Annotated in this window: 15 protein-coding genes and 1 tRNA gene; 9 read left to right on the top strand and 7 right to left on the bottom strand. The window is 69.2% G+C overall.

The window, feature by feature from the left end:
* The first annotated feature begins 183 nt into the window (after positions 1 to 183).
* The 6 genes from ACIBH1_RS40075 (at position 184) to ACIBH1_RS40050 (ending at position 5,496) form a co-directional block, all read left to right on the top strand.
* Positions 184 to 1,569 carry a hypothetical protein gene (locus ACIBH1_RS40075; protein ID WP_397319293.1) on the top strand — a complete coding sequence of 462 codons (1,386 nt, stop codon included), beginning with the start codon at positions 184 to 186 and terminating at the stop codon, positions 1,567 to 1,569.
* A gap of 96 nt (positions 1,570 to 1,665) precedes the next feature.
* Entirely contained in the window at positions 1,666 to 2,427 is a 762-nt protein-coding gene (locus ACIBH1_RS40070; RefSeq protein WP_397319292.1) for a uracil-DNA glycosylase, read from the top strand.
* A 93-nt stretch (positions 2,428 to 2,520) separates the two neighbouring features.
* Entirely contained in the window at positions 2,521 to 3,825 is a 1,305-nt protein-coding gene (locus tag ACIBH1_RS40065) for an NAD(P)/FAD-dependent oxidoreductase (protein WP_397319291.1), read from the top strand.
* A 217-nt stretch (positions 3,826 to 4,042) separates the two neighbouring features.
* Positions 4,043 to 4,115: transfer RNA gene (locus ACIBH1_RS40060), tRNA-Leu, on the top strand.
* A 202-nt stretch (positions 4,116 to 4,317) separates the two neighbouring features.
* On the top strand, positions 4,318 to 5,106 hold the full coding sequence (locus ACIBH1_RS40055) for a Bax inhibitor-1/YccA family protein (protein ID WP_397319290.1): 789 nt from the start codon (positions 4,318 to 4,320) through the stop codon (positions 5,104 to 5,106).
* A gap of 156 nt (positions 5,107 to 5,262) precedes the next feature.
* Complete coding sequence (locus ACIBH1_RS40050) at positions 5,263 to 5,496, top strand: DUF4287 domain-containing protein (protein WP_181614325.1); 234 nt, start codon at positions 5,263 to 5,265, stop codon at positions 5,494 to 5,496.
* A gap of 53 nt (positions 5,497 to 5,549) precedes the next feature.
* Here ACIBH1_RS40050 and ACIBH1_RS40045 read toward each other — a convergent pair whose 3' ends face one another.
* The 3 genes from ACIBH1_RS40045 to ACIBH1_RS40035 form a co-directional block, all read right to left on the bottom strand.
* Complete coding sequence (locus tag ACIBH1_RS40045) at positions 5,550 to 6,767, bottom strand: acetyl-CoA C-acetyltransferase (RefSeq protein WP_397319289.1); 1,218 nt, start codon at positions 6,765 to 6,767, stop codon at positions 5,550 to 5,552.
* A gap of 141 nt (positions 6,768 to 6,908) precedes the next feature.
* Complete coding sequence (locus ACIBH1_RS40040; protein WP_397319288.1) at positions 6,909 to 8,249, bottom strand: PQQ-binding-like beta-propeller repeat protein; 1,341 nt, start codon at positions 8,247 to 8,249, stop codon at positions 6,909 to 6,911.
* A 52-nt stretch (positions 8,250 to 8,301) separates the two neighbouring features.
* The gene (locus tag ACIBH1_RS40035) at positions 8,302 to 9,276 is read right to left on the bottom strand and encodes an SGNH/GDSL hydrolase family protein (RefSeq protein ID WP_397319287.1); all 975 of its coding nucleotides are present in this window, start codon (positions 9,274 to 9,276) and stop codon (positions 8,302 to 8,304) included.
* A 143-nt stretch (positions 9,277 to 9,419) separates the two neighbouring features.
* Here ACIBH1_RS40035 and ACIBH1_RS40030 point away from each other — a divergent pair, with 143 nt between their 5' ends.
* Positions 9,420 to 10,793, top strand: a complete 1,374-nt coding sequence (locus tag ACIBH1_RS40030; RefSeq protein WP_397319286.1) for a cystathionine beta-synthase — start codon at positions 9,420 to 9,422, stop codon at positions 10,791 to 10,793.
* Between the two features lie 60 nt (positions 10,794 to 10,853).
* On the opposite strand, the gene ACIBH1_RS40025 is transcribed toward ACIBH1_RS40030, so the two are convergent.
* Positions 10,854 to 12,032: a sensor histidine kinase gene (locus ACIBH1_RS40025; protein ID WP_397319285.1), complete on the bottom strand. Its 1,179-nt coding sequence runs from the start codon at positions 12,030 to 12,032 to the stop codon at positions 10,854 to 10,856.
* A 141-nt stretch (positions 12,033 to 12,173) separates the two neighbouring features.
* Here ACIBH1_RS40025 and ACIBH1_RS40020 point away from each other — a divergent pair, with 141 nt between their 5' ends.
* On the top strand, positions 12,174 to 12,404 hold the full coding sequence (locus ACIBH1_RS40020) for a hypothetical protein (RefSeq protein WP_397319284.1): 231 nt from the start codon (positions 12,174 to 12,176) through the stop codon (positions 12,402 to 12,404).
* A 321-nt stretch (positions 12,405 to 12,725) separates the two neighbouring features.
* On the opposite strand, the gene ACIBH1_RS40015 is transcribed toward ACIBH1_RS40020, so the two are convergent.
* Positions 12,726 to 13,652 carry an RNA polymerase sigma-70 factor gene (locus tag ACIBH1_RS40015; protein ID WP_397319283.1) on the bottom strand — a complete coding sequence of 309 codons (927 nt, stop codon included), beginning with the start codon at positions 13,650 to 13,652 and terminating at the stop codon, positions 12,726 to 12,728.
* A gap of 43 nt (positions 13,653 to 13,695) precedes the next feature.
* Positions 13,696 to 14,079, bottom strand: a complete 384-nt coding sequence (locus tag ACIBH1_RS40010) for a DoxX family protein (protein ID WP_397319282.1) — start codon at positions 14,077 to 14,079, stop codon at positions 13,696 to 13,698.
* Between the two features lie 811 nt (positions 14,080 to 14,890).
* Between ACIBH1_RS40010 and ACIBH1_RS40005 the strand changes: the two genes are divergently transcribed.
* Positions 14,891 to 16,030 (top strand): cystathionine gamma-synthase, encoded by a 1,140-nt coding sequence (locus ACIBH1_RS40005; RefSeq protein WP_181614333.1) that lies wholly within the window; start codon positions 14,891 to 14,893, stop codon positions 16,028 to 16,030.
* 13 nt (positions 16,031 to 16,043) lie between these two features.
* Here ACIBH1_RS40005 and ACIBH1_RS40000 read toward each other — a convergent pair whose 3' ends face one another.
* Complete coding sequence (locus tag ACIBH1_RS40000; RefSeq protein ID WP_397319281.1) at positions 16,044 to 16,784, bottom strand: hypothetical protein; 741 nt, start codon at positions 16,782 to 16,784, stop codon at positions 16,044 to 16,046.
* Positions 16,785 to 16,813: the final 29 nt, after the last annotated feature.

Here is a 16,813-nt window from a genome sequence, read left to right as displayed (position 1 = left end):
CCTGAAGTTTTTGCAACGAAATATGGACATCAGCTGCCAGTTGTCCGTATTGAGCGGGCAATCGAGTTTGTGCTTAAGTAAAGAGGCTTTACGGGGGCTTTGCCATCTTGCCGTGCGCAGAAGGCGACGGCGTGGCGACCGTTCCCGAGCGTGTCTTTCCTCCTAGGAATGGAGCACTCTCACATGAAGTCTCTCGGTTTGGCCCGCAGGATGGCGGCGCTCGGCGCCTCCACCGCGGTGCTGGCCACCATGGTCGCGGGGCTGATGGCCGGCTCCGCCCAGGCGGCCACCTCGGCGACGGCCGGGTCGGCCACCTCGTCCGCCGCCGCGAAGCCCAAGGTCTCGGTTGCCACGCCCGTTGTTTCTGAGAAGCACTACTGGGGTGGCTGTCCGACCACGGTCAAGTTCTCCGCGAAGATCAAGGTGAAGCTGACGGGTGGCAAGACCACCCTGGCTTACCGCTGGCTTCACGGTGACGGGTCCAAGAGCAAGGTCTCCACGATCGGGCTCAAGGGCAGCGGTACGAAGTACGTCACCGTCAAGCAGTCGCTGACCTTCGACGAGAACGTCAAGGGTTGGGAGGCGCTGCAGGTCCTCGGTCCGCGGAAGGTGACCTCGAAGAAGGTCTACTTCCAGGTCGAGTGCACCAACGGCATGCCGACCCACCCGCAGAGCCCGTCCGCATGGGCCAAGGCCTGGGCGAGCCCCGACCACTACGTCGGTTCCTGCAACGTCGGCGCCAGGATCAACTTCTCCGGCGTCATCAAGGTCGACGACCCGCGCTGGGTGCGTTACCGCTGGATCCTCAACGGTGACGTGGTCGACCGCGGCGCGGTCAAGGTGTACGACACCCGTCGTGTCGGCTTCAGCTTCACGCCTCGCGAGAGCCACCGTGGCTGGGCCGTCCTGCAGCTCCTGGGCAAGAACGCCTCGGACTCCAACCGCGTCCACTACAAGGTCTGGTGCAAGGACGAGGCCCCGGCCACCGTCTCTGTCTCCGAGATCAACGTCAAGGTGAACGAGGCCGTGTGCCCCGCCACCCCGTCGGCTGACTTCAGCGCCACGCTGTACGCCAGCCGCAAGACCCTGGTGCACTTCAAGTGGACCGTGGGCGACAAGGTCGTGACCGGTTCCGAGTGGGTCGACGGGTCGAAGACCATCGTCGGTCCGAGCCGCACCACCACCGGTGGCGCCACCCTCGAGGTGACCGGCCCTGTGTCGATCACCCGTAACGCCACTGTCGTCCTGGCCTGCAAGCCGGCTCCGTCGGGCACCGTCGTGGCCAACTGGGTCGACGCCGACTGGGTCAACGTCGTGTGCGAGGGCACCACGGTCAAGTCCGCCGACCTCAAGGTCACGGGCAAGTTCACGGTCACCGGCACCAAGACGGTCGACTGGAGCCTGTCCACCGCCGCGGGTGTGGCGACTTCGGGCTCCGACACCCTGACGAACGATTCGAAGGTGGTCAGCGCGACCGTCTCGAACGCCAGCCTGACCGGCAACTTCGGCAAGCTGGTCGTCCCCGGTGATGACGAGCTCGACAACATCGGCGCGCCGACCTGCGCGTAGTTCGCACCTCTGATTCGGGCGGCTCTCAGTTCCACGGAGAGCCGCCCGTTTCGTGTCCCGGGCGTCTCGGTGCTCCGATGAGGCACCATCAGTCCCATGAGCTTCGTACGGCCCGGCACAGGGTGGCCCGATGACCCGGCGACCCCCGGAACCCCGGTCGCCCACACCCCGGACGACGTCCGGAAGCTGGCCGCCGCCAGCGGTAGCCTCGGTGAGCTCACCGCGCGCCAGTCGGTGTGCAGGACCTGCCCCCGCCTGGTGGAGTGGCGCGAGGAGGTCGCCGACGTCAAGCGGCGGGCCTTCGCGGGCGAGACGTACTGGGGCCGCCCCATCGCGGGCTGGGGCGCGGACGACCCCAAGCTGATGATCGTCGGCCTGGCTCCGGCGGCGCACGGCGGCAACAGGACAGGCCGCATCTTCACCGGTGACCGCAGCGGCGACTGGTTGTTCGCGTCGCTGCATCGCACCGGCTTCGCCGTACAGGAGACGAGCACGCACGCCGGCGACGGGCAGGAGCTGGTCGACGCGCGGATGGCGGCCGCGGTGCGGTGCGCGCCGCCGGCCAACAAGCCCACCCCGCAGGAGCGCGACGCCTGCCTTCCGTGGCTGGTCAGGGAGCTGGAGCTGGCCAGGCCGCGCGTGATCGTGACGCTGGGCGGCTTCGCGTGGCAGGCGTTGTGGGCGGCGCTGCCCGACGCGCCGAGGCCGCGGCCGGTCTTCGGGCACGGTGTGGAGGTGCGGCTGGAGAGCGGCGTGACGGTGCTGGGCTGCTACCACCCGAGCCAGCAGAACACCTTCACGGGCAGGGTGACGGCGCAGATGCTCGACGACGTGTTCCGCCGCGCCGCGGCACTGTGACGCGTCACACGCAGCGGAGGGAATGACCGCCGGGGGAAGTTCGTTTACGCTTGTGAATGCTTTCACAAGCTTCCACCTAAGGAGTGGGTCAAGGTGAAGGACATCTTGATCGTTGGCGGCGGATACGTCGGCATGTACACAGCACTGCGCCTTCAGCGCAAGCTGCGCAGGCCCCTGAAGAAGGGCGACGTGCGCATCACCGTCATCGACCCTCAGTCCTACATGACCTACCAGCCGTTCCTCCCGGAGGCCGCGGCGGGCAACGTCCAGCCGCGCCACATGGTCGCCTCGCTGCGCCGCCTGCTTCCCAAGGTGCGCATACTCAACGGCATGGTGACCAAGGTCAACCACGCCGCCAAGCGGGTGACCTTCCAGCCGGCGGAGGGCGAGGAGCGAGAGGTCGGCTACGACGTCGTCGTCATGGCCGCCGGCTCGATCTCGCGCACCCTGCCCATCCCCGGCCTGACCGACGTCGGCATCGGCTTCAAGTCGGTGGCCGAGGCGATCGCGCTGCGCAACCGCGTCCTCAGCAAGATCGACCTGGCCGAGTCGACCGAGGACCCGGCGCTGCGCAAGAAGGCGCTCACGTTCGTGGTGGTCGGCGGCGGATTCGCCGGCGTCGAGGCCCTGGCCGAGCTCGAGGACATGGCCAAGGACGCCACCCGCTACTACCGCAACATCAAGCCCCAGGACTTCCACTGGGTGCTGGTCGAGGCCAGCAACCGCATCCTGCCCGAGGTCGGCCCCGAGATGGGCCGCTGGACCCTGGAGCAGCTGCGCGAGCGCGGCATCGACGTGCGCATGGAGACCAGGCTCAACTCGGCCGTCGGCGGCCACATCGAGCTGTCGGACGGCACCGCCTTCGACGCCGAGACGCTGGTCTGGACGGCGGGCGTCAAGCCCAGCCAGGTGGTCAACGCCACCGACCTGCCGATCGACGACCGCGGCCGGATCAAGGCCACCCCGAGGCTGAACGTCGAGGACACCCCCGACGCCTTCGCCGCCGGCGACGTCGCGGGCGTGCCCGACGTGACGATGCCGGGGGAGTACTGCGCCCCCAACGCCCAGCACGCCGTACGGCAGGCCAAGGTGCTGGCCGACAACATCGTGCGCCATCTCGACGGCGACGAGCTGAAGGAGTACCGCCACAAGTACGTCGGCTCGGTGGCGGGCCTGGGCCTGCACAAGGGTGTGGCCAACGTCTACGGCGTGAAGCTGCGCGGCTTCCCGGCGTGGTTCATGCACCGCACCTACCACCTGTCGCGCGTGCCCACGCTCAACCGCAAGGTCCGCGTGGTCGTCGACTGGACCCTCGCGCTGCTCTTCAAGCGCGAAACGATCTCGCTGGGCGAGATCGAACACCCGCGTGACGGGTTCCGTGCAGCGGTGAACAGCTAGTTTTCAGTACGGCTTGCGCCCCGGTGTGCCATCTTTGGCACATCGGGGCGTTTTGCGTTCAAAGTCGGTTGCCAGACAGTCCCGAGCCTGTGACCATCTATGAGATGCCATTTCAAGCCCGCAGCATTCACCACGAACCAGGACCACCCTCACATCTGTGACGCATGATGCCAAGTTGTGCTCCTCGGGAGCATGGTCTGAATCGTATGATTGCCGCGCCCCCGTAGCCCAATGGCAGAGGCAAACCCCTTAAAAGGGTTGATGTGCGGGTTCGACTCCCGCCGGGGGCACTGGCATGCCCCCGGAATCATTATGCCATTGACCAGGCATTTCTTATTAACAGAGAACTTATGTGGCCCCGGGAACTCCAGGCGACGGTCGCTCGTTGATCCTTCGCCCGACACCCTCGGTTGACCACGAACCACAGCGCGAGTGGCCGGTGCGAGCGTCGGTCGATAAGGTGATCGCACTGGTCGCAGCGTGGAGGCAGCGATGGAAAGCAAGAACCCGATTTTCAGCAGGTCCCAGTACACCCACCCGGGGCAGTACCAGACGCCGACCCCTGGTCACCTGCAGGACATGTACGACGCGCCGGCGTACCAGCCCCCGGCGCCTCCGGCCTACCGGACGATGACCATCGATGACGTGGTCGTCAAGGGCTTCCTGACCCTGGGCACGCTGGTCCTCACCGGCGCGGCCGCCTGGGTGCTCAACGTGCCCATGGGCGTGGCCATCGTCTTCGGTCTCGTCGGCCTGGTCCTCGGCCTGATCGCCTCGTTCAAGCAGAGCACCAACCCGGCGTTGATCCTCGGCTACGCCGCGTGTTACGGCGTTTTCGTCGGCGCGCTCAGCCTCGCCTACGAGAACTTCTTCAACGGCATCGTCCTGCAGGCGGTGATCGGTACGGCGCTGGCCTTCGCCGGCACGCTGGCCGTCTACTCCCTGCGCATCGTCCGCGTCAGCAACAAGATGGTCAAGTACGTGACGGCGGCGTCGATCGCCGTGCTCGGCCTGATGCTCGTCAACCTGCTCGTGGGCATCTTCGTCCCGGGCGGCTTCGGCCTGCGTGAGGCGGGCCCGCTGGGCTACGTCTTCAGCATCGCGATGATCCTGCTCGGCGTCTTCTTCCTCCTGCTCGACTTCGCGGCGGTGGAGGAGGGCGTGCGCGCCGGTGCTCCGGCGAAGTTCGCCTGGCAGTGCGCCTTCGGCCTGACCCTGAGCCTGGTCTGGATCTACCTGGAGGTCCTGCGCTTCATCAGCTACTTCTCCAGCAGCGACTAGAGCTGATCGACACGAGACCCCGCCGGGTGCTCCCGGCGGGGTCTTGCGCGTTCCGCAACCACGCGGCAACGAATTGCTGCCGTCCAGGGGGTTGCGATTTGGCATCTTCTATTGCAGTGTCGAGCAAAGGACCTGTCCCAATCCGTGGAGGTGCCCATGTCCTTGAACCACTCAATGGAGACGCAGACGAAGCTGATCGCAAGAGTCCCGGCCATCACGGGACGCGAACTCCCCGAGTGGTTCCAAGCCATCGACAACGGCCCGTCCTTCCTCCGCTGTGATGAACGGGCTAACTGGCTGGCCGACGAGCACGGACTGACCCACGGCTACGCCGCGGCGATCGTCCTCGAGCACGAACGGCACCGCCGCACCCGGATGGGCTTCATCTAGAAGCCCTCTACAGGCCCAAGGGGTACGGCTGAGCCGTACCCCTTCGACTTGGGCTAGCCCAGGCGCTCCAGGATCATGGCCATGCCCTGGCCGCCGCCCACGCACATCGTCTCCAGGCCGATGCTCTTGTCGTGGTGCTGCAGGCTGTTGATGAGCGTCGAGGTGATCCGCGCGCCCGTCATGCCGAACGGGTGGCCGACGGCGATGGCGCCGCCGTTGACGTTCAGCCGGTCGAGCTCGATCCCGAGGTCCTGGTAGGACGGGATGACCTGGGCCGCGAACGCCTCGTTGATCTCCACCAGGTCGATGTCGTCGATCGCCATGCCCGCGCGGGCGAGCGCCTGCTTGGTGGCCTCGACCGGGCCCAGGCCCATGATCTCGGGCGAGAGGCCCGTGACGCCGGTCGAGACGATGCGGGCCAGCGGCGTGATGCCGAGCTCGGCGGCCTTGGTGTCGCTCATGATGACCACGGCGGCGGCGCCGTCGTTGAGCGGGCAGCAGTTGCCGGCCGTGACCGTGCCGTCGGGGCGGAAGACCGGCTTGAGCTGCGAGGTGCCCTCGTAGGTGATGCCGGCGCGCGGTCCGTCGTCCTTGCTGACCACGGTGCCGTCGGGCAGCGTGACCGGGGTGATGTCCTTCTGCCAGAACCCGTCGGCCAGCGCCTTCTCCGCCAGGTTCTGCGAGCGTACGCCGAACTCGTCCTGCTCGCGGCGGGAGATGCCCTTGATCTGGGCCAGGTTCTCGGCCGTCTGGCCCATCGCGATGTAGATGTCGGGGACCTTGCCGTCCTCGCGCGGGTCGTGCCAGGTCTGGCCGCCGCCGGCGAAGGTCTGGGTGCGCTCGACGGCCTCGCCGAAGATCGGGTTGGTGGTGTCGGGCAGCGAGTCGGAGTTGCCCTTGATGAAGCGGGAGACGGTCTCCACGCCGGCGGAGATGAACACGTCGCCCTCGCCGGCCTTGATCGCGTGGAAGGCCATGCGGGTCGTCTGCAGCGACGAGGAGCAGTACCTCGTGACCGTCGTGCCAGGAACGGTGTCGAGCCCGAGCATCACCGAGACCACGCGGGCCATGTTGAAGCCCTGCTCACCACCGGGCAGGCCGCAACCGAGCATGAGGTCGTCGACCTGGTTCGGGTCGAGCTGCGGAACCTTGGCCAGCGCCGCCTGGATCATCTGGACTGTCAGGTCGTCGGGACGGATGTCCTTCAACGACCCCTTGAAGGCGCGGCCGATGGGCGAGCGAGCGGTCGCGACGATGACTGCCTCGGGCATGGTTATCTCCTCTGTGTGGCTCCAATCGCGATGTTACTTCTTGGTACGGCAGGTGCCAGGCGGCGGGGAGGGCAAAACAGAACTTTCTACTGTAGAACGCGAAAAAGGGCCGGATGGACCGGCCCTTTTGGTGAATACGGCTCAGCCGTACATGCCCGGCGCATCCGCCGAGCCGTCCTTGACCCCGTGAACGGCGCCCTTCTCGTCACGCCACAACCGCCAGCCGCCCTGGCTGCCCGTGAACCAGGCGGGCGGCGCGGAGGCGGCCTCGGTCAGCTTCTTGCCGGTGGCCAGGTCGTAACGGCACAGGGCGGCCGTGGAGTAGAAGCCGGGAATCTGCTGGCGCAACTGCAGCGGCTTGGGATCGGTCACGCAGAACGACCAGCCCTTGGCCTCCTCGATCGGCAACTGCTTGCCGGTCGCCAGGTCGAAGGTGCTGCCCTTGGTGTTGTGCTTGAGGAAGCCCAGCCGGTCCATGGCGTCGGGGAAGGCCAGCCACCAGCCCGAGCCCGGCACCTGGCCGGCGGTGATCTGCCCGACCACGCGGCCGCTCTCGGCCTCCAGGCGGGCGAAGCCGCCGTACTGACCCTGCTGGTCGACCGGGCGCACGATCGGCGCGAAGCCCGGGTTGCCGCTGGGGTAGACGCGCACCACCGAGGGGCGCATCCAGTTGATCGAGCCGTCGGTGAGCTTCACCGAGAACAGGCCGAACGTCGAGACCCGGCGGGAGCGCGGGTTGGTGTACGGCGCGACGTAGCCGACCAGGTCGTCGCCCGTGGCGCCGAAGGCCCAGCCGCCCGACATGTCGATGCCCTTGCCCAGCGCCTGCTCGATCGGCTGCTGCCACTGGATCTTGCCGGTCCTGATGTCGTACGACTCGATCATCGGGTTGGCCGCCAGGCGCAGGAACAACACGCGACTGGCGTCGGCCCACTCCACTTCGGCGATGCCGGGCAGCGTCCACCTGGTCTTGCCGTCGGCGGGGTCGAGCACGACCACGCGGGCCGTCCTGAGCGCCGTGTGCTCCGAAAGGCAGATGTACGACCCGCAGCGCTGGGGGCCGAAGGTGGAGTGCACGGGACGGGTCCACTTCTGCTTGCCCGTGCGCCCGTCGCGGGCGATCAGCAGGGCGTTCCAGCGGCCCTTCTTCAGCGGGTCGAGCGCCGCGACGACCGCCTGGTCCTTGCCGGTCTCGACGATCGCGGGCGGGGAGACGCCCATGCCGGGCAGGCGGCCGGCCATCGTGGTGGGGAAGGCCCACAACCTCTTGCCCGAGGACTGGTCGAGGGCGACCGTCTCCAGCGAGCCGTCGGTCTTCATGGAGGTCAAGGTCACGATGCCGCCGCCGGTGACCATGCGGCTGATGGCGTTGACCTCGTTGTTCTGCCAGGTGGGGAACTCTGCAGTCGCGGCGTCGCTGCCGGAACACGCGGCCAGGGCCAGCATTCCGGCGAGCGCGATGGCCGGTTTCGCACGGAGCACGGTCTATCCACTCCTAGGGGGATGAGGAGTGACGGCCAGTCGTCGCGAAGAATCAGGGACGACGGCGCAGCATCGTCACCCACCTGCCGTAGGGACCTGTCGCGCGCCCTTCGACCCGGGTCGCGGTCACCTCGGTGCCCGGTTTCTCCGCGGCGGTCGCCGCCGCAAGGTAAATCGGTTGCAGTCCAGTCGGGATCTGTGCGTCACGTGCGGGTCGCGGCTCGGGCCACAACTCCAACGCAGCGCACACAGAAGGTAGCACCGCGTAAGCGGCCTGCGCGTAACCTCGGTCACTTGGATGGAAACGATCGGGTCCGAACATTTCGCCGGGATTTGTGGCGAATTCCGGCCCCAGGATGTCGGCGAACGCCACAGTACGTCCCCCCGCTTCGACCACCGCGATGGTCTGCGCGGCCGCCAGCTGGCGGCTCCACCGGCGCGTCACCCACCTCAACGGCTGGGCGATCGGGCGCACCGTCCCCAGGTCCGGGCAGGTGCCCACCACCACCTCGGCGCCCGCCTCACGCAGCCGGTGCACCGCCTTGGCCAGATGCCGTACGGCTGTCGCGGGCGGGGTCTGCGTGGTGACGTCGTTGGCGCCCACGAAGATGATCGCCACGTCCGGGTGTTCCTTCAGCGCCTTGTCGACCTGGGGGCGCAACTCCACCGACGCCGCGCCCGACCTGCCGAACACACGCAGCCGTACCGGACGCTCCGCGACGGCGGCCAGGCCGTTCGCGATGAGGACCCCCGGCGTGTGGGCCGGATCACTCATGCCCAGGCCCACCGAAGTGGAATCGCCCAGCATGACCAGACTGATCGGCATGCCGGGGAAAGCGCCGTACGAACCGTCCGCCGTCGGGCCCTCCATGCCGTGCGGGCGGCCGATCACCTTCCTGGCCACCAGGCCCTCGGCGAGCAGGAGGCCGTAGGCCGTGACTCCCAGCGCGGTCAGCCCGCCGCCCCCGACCGCCGCGGCGGCCGCGATCCTGCGCGCAGCCCGCGCCACCCCCGGAGTCCAGATCATTTTTCGTCCGTCCCCCCTCAGACCTCGAAGGTCTTCGCCCCCAGCGGCCTGGCGACGGTAGCTTTTGATTGGAAACTAACCGAGTGCCCGCCACCCAACCGGCGCTCGGGTTATGCAAGCGGCAAAAGAAGGTGAACACCTCGGTGCGCGTTTACGATTCCCTGGTCGAGCTGATGGGCAACACCCCCCTCGTCAGGCTGCACAAGGTCTCGGCAGGGTTGCCGGCGCAGGTGCTCGCCAAGGTCGAATATTTCAATCCAGGCGGCTCGGTCAAGGACCGCATCGCCGTACGGATGATCGACGCGGCGGAGCAGTCTGGCGCCCTTCGTCCCGGCGGCGTGATCGTCGAGCCCACGTCGGGCAACACCGGTGTCGGCCTGGCCATCGTGGCCCAGCAGCGCGGCTACCGGTGCGTCTTCGTGGTGCCCGACAAGGTCGCCTCCGACAAGATCTCGGTCCTGCGCGCCTACGGCGCCGAGGTGGTGGTCTGCCCGACCGCCGTCTCGCCCGACCACCCCGAGTCCTACTACTCGGTCTCCGATCGGCTGGCCCGCGAGATCCCCAACGCCTGGAAGCCCGACCAGTACTCCAACCAGCAGAACCCCGACTCCCACTACCACACCACCGGGCCGGAGCTGTGGGAGCAGACCGAGGGGCGCATCACGCACTTCGTCGCGGGCGTCGGCACCGGCGGGACGATCAGCGGCACCGGCCGGTACCTGAAGGAGATCTCCGGCGGGAAGGTGAAGATCATCGGGGCTGACCCCGAGGGCTCCGTCTACTCCGGCGGCAGCGGCCGGCCATACCTGGTCGAAGGCGTCGGCGAGGACATCTGGCCGGCCACCTACGACACCACCATCTGCGACGAGATCATCGCGGTGTCCGACAAGGACTCCTTCAACATGACCCGCCGCCTGGCCCGCGAGGAGGCGCTGCTCGTCGGCGGCTCCTGCGGCATGGCCGTCGTCGCCGCGCTACGCGTGGCCGCCAAGGCCTCGCCCGACGACGTCGTGGTGGTCCTGCTGCCCGACGGCGGACGCGGATACCTGTCGAAGATCTTCAACGACGAGTGGATGGCCGACTACGGATTCCTCACCACCTCCTCCCCCGAGGAGGGGCTCGTCGGCGACGTGCTCGCCCGCAAGGGGACGGAGCTGCCGGAGTTCGTCCACGTGCACCCGCACGAGACCGTCGGCTACGCGATCTCCATCATGCGGGAGTACTCCGTCTCGCAGCTGCCGGTGATGAAGGAGGAACCGCCCGTCATGGCCGCCGAGGTCGTGGGCGCCGTCGTCGAGCGCGACCTGCTCGACGCGCTGTACCGCGGGCGGCTGACGTCCGACGCGCCCATCGCCGACCACATGTCGCAGCCGCTGCCCACGATCGGGGCGGGGGAGCCGGTGGCACGCGCGGTGGAGGCGCTGGAGAAGGCGGACGCGGCCGTGGTGCTCGACGACGGCAAGCCGACGGGCATGCTGACCCGCCAGGACCTGCTCGCCTTCCTGGCCAGCCGCTGACCCACCGACGGCCCCCGGCTGAGACCGGGGGCCGTCATGATGGCTCTTGCGCGCCCGCCGTCATGATGGCACCTCCGCCACGACCTCCCACGCCCCCTCCTCCGTGGGCCCCGCCCACAACCGCCCGCCCAGGGCCTCCACCCGCTCGGCCATCCCGACCAGCCCGAACCCGCCGCCCAGCCGCTTGATCCGCGGATCGGCCGCCGAACTGTAGTTGCGCACGCGCAGCCGCACCCCCTGACCGCCGCCCAGCAAGGCCGGCGGCATGTACGGCCCGCCCACCGGCCGCAGATCCACCTCCACCCAGCCCGTGCCCGGCGCGTGCCTGCGCACATTGGTCAGCGCCTCCTGCAGCACCCGGTGCAACGTCGTCAGCACCTCCGGCGCCAGCGCCCGCTCATCGAGCCCCGTCCCCACCTCGAAGGCCACCTGCGGCCCGCTCGCCGTGAAACTCTCCGTCAGCAGGCGCAGATCCGCCAGCGTGGTGCCCGGCCTGCGCGCCGCCTCGTCATCCGCACGCAGGACCCCCACCAGCCGCCGCATCGACGTCAACGCCTCCGTGCCCGCGTTCGCGATCGCGTCCAGCGCAGGACCCACCGCCTCGGGCTTCATCTCCGCCACCGTCTTGGCCGCCTGAGCCTGCACCACGATGCCCGTGATGTGATGCGCCACCAGATCGTGCAACTCCCGGGCGAGCTCCAACCGCTCCGCCCGCCGTACCGACGACAGGGTGTCGCGCCTGCGATCCTGCTGGATGCGCAGATACAGGCCCAGCCCTTCCGCGACCGACCACCCCACGAACAGGACGAACGAGAACGCCAGCCCCGCCGACCCCTGGTAGTCGCGCCCGACCCCCTCCGCCATCAACGCCACCAGACCGACCAGCGAGAGCAGTACGGCACGCCGCATCGGCGTCACATGCCGCAACAGGCTGATCGTCAGCAGCAGGATCGCACCGCTCTCGGCCATGCCCGGCATGCCCGGCGTGTTCGTCACCCCGATCACCAGCGACGTCGCGAGAGACAGGCCGACCGTGACGCTGAAGCCCTTCACCAGGTGGCGGCGCCTGAGCATGATCGCCACGATCCCGGCCACCCCGCACAACGGCACCAGGAACTGGGCGCCCCGCACACTGGCCGACGCCACCACATCGACCAGCAGCAGCATGCCGAGCCAGCCGACCATCGCGATCTCGCTGAGGCGTTGCACCCAGTAGACGATGCGTTGCGTGTCCCCCACGGAAACAGAGCCTAGGCCGGAAGTCTGACCCGACATATCAACCGTTCGGCCGAGTCGCCCCTGCACAGACCCAACCTTCAGGCGAGGTGGCGGCCCTGCGCCTTCGCCCATGCTGGAAGACGTCGGAAGGGGATGAGGGACATGGTCGTCATCGGATTCGTGCTGCTGGCCGCGGGGCTCGGCGTGGGAGTGCTGCTCGCGCTCGCCGACCCCGTGATGCTCTCGCGGATCAACGGGGAACCGGCCGAGGGGTCCAGCGGACGGTTCATCAACGCGCCCCGAGCGGGGGCCGGGGCGGAGGCGCCGGAACCGGCGCCCCTGCGGCTGCCGTCGCAGCGGCAGCCGGTGGACAGCACGCCGAAGGCGGCCTGAGGGTCCGGGGGCAGGCGTCACGAGCCCGTGTGATCGAGTCGGGGGACTTGATCACACGGGCTCGTGTCATGTGGGGGTTAGGTACGAGGGCTCGGTAATGCGGAGCAGCCGGCACGCGGTGGGCCGAGTACGCGGTGGGCCGAGTACGCGGTGGGCCGAGCACGCGGGCGTCAGGCACCCGAGGCCTCAGGTATCCGAGGTGCCAGGTATCCGAGGTGCCAGGCATCTGAGGCGTCAGGCATCTGAGGCGTCAGGCATCCGAGGCGCCAGCGAAGCGGTCGATGCCCGACCACCGGCCAGCGCACAGAACGCCCCGCTCGCTCACTCCTCGACCCGGCGAACCCGCCTCACCTCGCGGTCGATCGCCCACGCGTCCGCCACCGGCCCCACATGTCCGAGCTTCTCGGGATTGATCACCGCCCGAATCGTCTGAACTCGTCCCTCCACCACATCCAGCACCAACGCGTACAGCACCTTCCCCTCCCGATCACGGAAGATCGCCCCCGGCTGCCCGTTGACCTCGTGCGGTTCACCCACCACCCCGACGGCGGCCATCCGGGGAAAGACCGACGCCAGCAACCGAGCCACGTTCCCCGCACCCATGACCGCCTTGGCCAGCTGCGGCGCCTTGCCGCCACCATCGCCCACCACCGCCACGTCGGCCGCCAGCAGCTCCTGCAGCGCATCGACGTCCCCCTCGTGAAGGGCGTCGAAGAAGCGCGAAGCCAGCTCCTCCCGCTCTCTCCGATCCGCCTCGAAACGCGGCCGCCCCTCGGCCATGTGACGACGCGCCCGGACCACGAGCTGCCTGCACGCCGCCTCCGACCGCCCCACCGCCGTCGACACCTCGGGGAAGCCGAAGTCGAACACCTCCCGCAGCACGAACACCGCCCGCTCGAGCGGAGACAGCCGCTCCAGCAGCACCATCGCGGCCATCGACAAGGAATCGGCCAGCTCCGCCGCCCGCTCCGGGTCCTCGTACGGGTCGGCGAGCAGCGGCTCGGGGAGCCAAGGCCCGACGTACGCCTCGCGCCGCGCGCGGGCCGAGCGCAGGACGTCGATCGAGATCCTGGTCACCGTCGCCGACAAGAACGCCTTGGCCGACCGTGCCTCCGTCGGCGAGGTCTCGAAGCGCAGCCACGTCTCCTGCACCGCGTCCTCGGCCTCGCTCACGCTGCCCAGAATCCGGTAGGCGAGCGAGAACAGCAGCGGTCGCAGCTCTTGGAACTCCTCGGCCTTGTCGTCCATCAGAGCTTCTCCCTCCCCGATCGTCATCACGGTAAGCCAGGGGTCACGCGGCGAACGATCCAGGACCGAAACGGCCCCACGCCACGAACGCCGCGATCAGGAGATAGGCCACATTCACGGCCACGAGCGCGAACTCTCCGCGCCGCCCGTGGGTGACCATCGCGCCGATCATCAGCAACACCCAGCAGACCGCGGTCACCGGCACCATGATCGGCGCGATGTCGAGAACCGCCGGAAGGATCAAACCGACGGCGGCCAGAACTTCGAGTGCGCCCAATGTTTTGACGAACCCAACGCTCCGCTCCGCCGTCCAGCCGCCACCGGAGGCGGCCGACAGCTTGTCCTTGGGCACGAACAGCTTGGTGACACCACCGGCCAGCGCGATCAGGGCCAGGACTCCGGTGGCGATCCACAGTGCGAGGTTCATCGTGTGCTCCTTGAGCTGAAGTCGTCCTCACCCTCTAGACGAGACAGCGCCGGCCCCAGTGACATCACCGATCCCGGGACCCGCCCGCCCAAATGACCGCTGCTCCCGGAGCACGCCAGCCTGGGTGACTGCCGCTCCTGGGACGCGCTCGTCCGGGTGGCCGTCGCTCGCGGGACGCGCTCGTCCGGGTGGCCGTCGCTCGCGGGACGCGCTCGTCCGGGTGGCCGTCGCTCGCGGGACGCGCTCGCCCAGGTGACCGTCGCTCCGGAGGCACGCTCGCCCAAGTGACCGCCGCTCGCGGAAGACCGGCGTCGACCGACGTGCGCCGTGGGCGGCTGACGTCCGACGCTCGTTGACCGCCGGCTGCCGGGCGTTGAGCGACGCTCGTCGGGGCAGCGGGCAGCGGGCAGCGGGCAGCGGGCAGCGGGCAGCAGGACGCAGGCGGAGGGCCGGCAGAGCGGAGGGCGGAGGGGCGGAGGGCAGCGGGGCGGAGGGGCGGAGGGCAGCGGGGCGGAGGGGGATGGGTCGTGGGGTTGTGGGGCATGGGCCGTGCGGTCGTCGGCTGTGAGCGGTGAGGCCGTTGGCCGTTGGGGGCGGAGGGCTGGCGCAGGCGCGTGGGTGTTGGAAGGGGCGGCGCGCGGAAGCTGTGGGCGGCGACGACCCACCGGGTGGTACCGGGTGGTACCGGGTGGTACCGGGCGGCACCGGGCGGCACCGGGCGGTACAGCACAGCGGGTGACGACGGACGGCGGGGCGGGTCGGTGGGGAAGGGGTGCAGTGGGTCGGTGCGGGTCCGGGATAGCGTGGCGGTATGAGCAACGGTTTCGAGACGCTGGCCATCCACGCCGGGCAGGAGCCCGACCCGCTGACCGGCGCGGTCGTGCCGCCCATCTACGCCACCTCCACCTACAAGCAGGACGGTGTCGGCGGGCTGCGCTCCGGATATGAATACAGCCGCTCCGCCAACCCCACGCGGACGGCGCTGGAGGAGGCGCTGGCCGCGGTGGAAGGCGGGGCGCGGGGTCTCGCGTTCGCCTCCGGGCTGGCGGCCGAGGACACGGTGCTGCGCGCGCTGTGCAAGCCGCTCGACCACGTCGTCATCCCGAACGACGCCTACGGCGGCACCTACCGGCTGTTCGCGAAGGTGAACGAGCGGTGGGGGCTGCACTACGACCCGGTGCCGCTCGGCGACCTCGACGCGGTCGCCGCCGCGGTGACGCCGAAGACGCGCCTCATCTGGGTCGAGACGCCCACCAACCCGCTGCTCGGCATCGCCGACATCGCCGGGCTCGCGCAGCTGGCGCACGACTGCGGCGCGCTGCTGGTCGTCGACAACACCTTCGCCTCGCCGTACCTGCAGAGACCGCTGGAGCTCGGGGCCGACATCGTCGTGCACTCGACCACGAAGTACGTGGGCGGGCACTCCGACGTGGTCGGCGGCGCACTGGTGGCGGGCTCCGCCGAGGTGGGGGAGCAGCTCGCCTACCACCAGAACGCGATGGGCGGGGTGGCCGGGCCGTTCGACTCGTTCCTGACGTTGCGCGGGCTCAAGACGCTCGGCGTGCGCATGGACCGGCACTGCGACAACGCCGAGCGCGTCGTCGACCTGCTGACCGCGCACCCCCGGGTCACGCAGGTGCTCTACCCGGGCCTGGCCGAGCACCCCGGTCACGAGGTGGCCGCCAAGCAGATGAAGAGGTTCGGCGGGATGGTCTCCTTCCGCGTCGCCGGGGGCGAGGCGGAGGCGGTCGAGATCTGCAACAGGACCAAGCTGTTCACCCTTGGGGAGTCTCTCGGCGGGGTGGAATCGTTGATCGAGCACCCGGGGCGGATGACTCACGCGTCGGCGGCGGGCTCTCCGCTGGAGGTGCCCGCGGATCTCGTGCGGCTGTCGGTGGGCATCGAGACCATCGACGACCTGCTGGCCGATCTCAGCCAGGCGTTGGGGTAGGCAGGTCCAGAGCTCAAGCCCTCGGCCGCGAGGCCGGGGGTTTCTGGTGTGTGGGTGCGGGGTGGATGCCCTCGGCGGTTGCCTTGAGCTCGGCGGGGGCGAAATGGGGCGCGAGGCGGACGGAGAGGGCGACGCCGGGGGTGGGGAGCCAGAACACGTGGGTGGCGTCGCGGAAGGCCTGGTGGGGGCCTACTCGGGTGGCGTGCCAGGTGGTGAGTGGGCGGTCGTGGTGGTCGGCCATGTAGGTGCGCAGGGTGGAGAGGGTCGTCAGGTGGGTGGCTCGGATGACGATCACGGTGAGGTCGACCGTGTGGCCGTGACGGGTCCGGCGTTCCCAGACGCGGGAGGTGAAGGTGGCGCCGCCGTCGTCGTCGGGTTCGTAGGTGAAGTCGCTGACGAGGGGGCCGATGCGGGGCGGTAGGTGGGTGATGGTGAAGCCGTCGAGTGGGGTCTCGTGGCCGATGCGGGTGGGGGATGCCGCGGCTGGGAGCGCCGTGACTAGGAGGGCGAGGCACAGGGGGAGGGCTACGGCGATGGCCAGGGCGCTGGACAGGCTGAGGGCCAGGCTGGGGGCCAGGCTGGGGGCCAGGGCGATGGGGGAGCGCCCACGGCGGCTGCGGTGGGGGTGGGGCCGGCCGGAGAGGAAGCGGCCGCGGTGGCGGAGGGGTCGGCTGGAGAAGAAGTGGCCGCGGTGGGTGCGCTCGGAGCGGGAGCGGTGGGAGAGGGTGTAGGGGGAGGAAGTGCGGGGGTGCATGGCACAGGATCGTGTCACGGTCCGCGCTT

Origin of the sequence: Nonomuraea sp. NPDC050663, from assembly GCF_044456985.1 — a bacterium.
Lineage (GTDB): Bacteria > Actinomycetota > Actinomycetes > Streptosporangiales > Streptosporangiaceae > Nonomuraea.
Note: the sequence above shows the minus strand (reverse complement) of the source record. Positions and strands in the feature narration are given on the sequence as shown.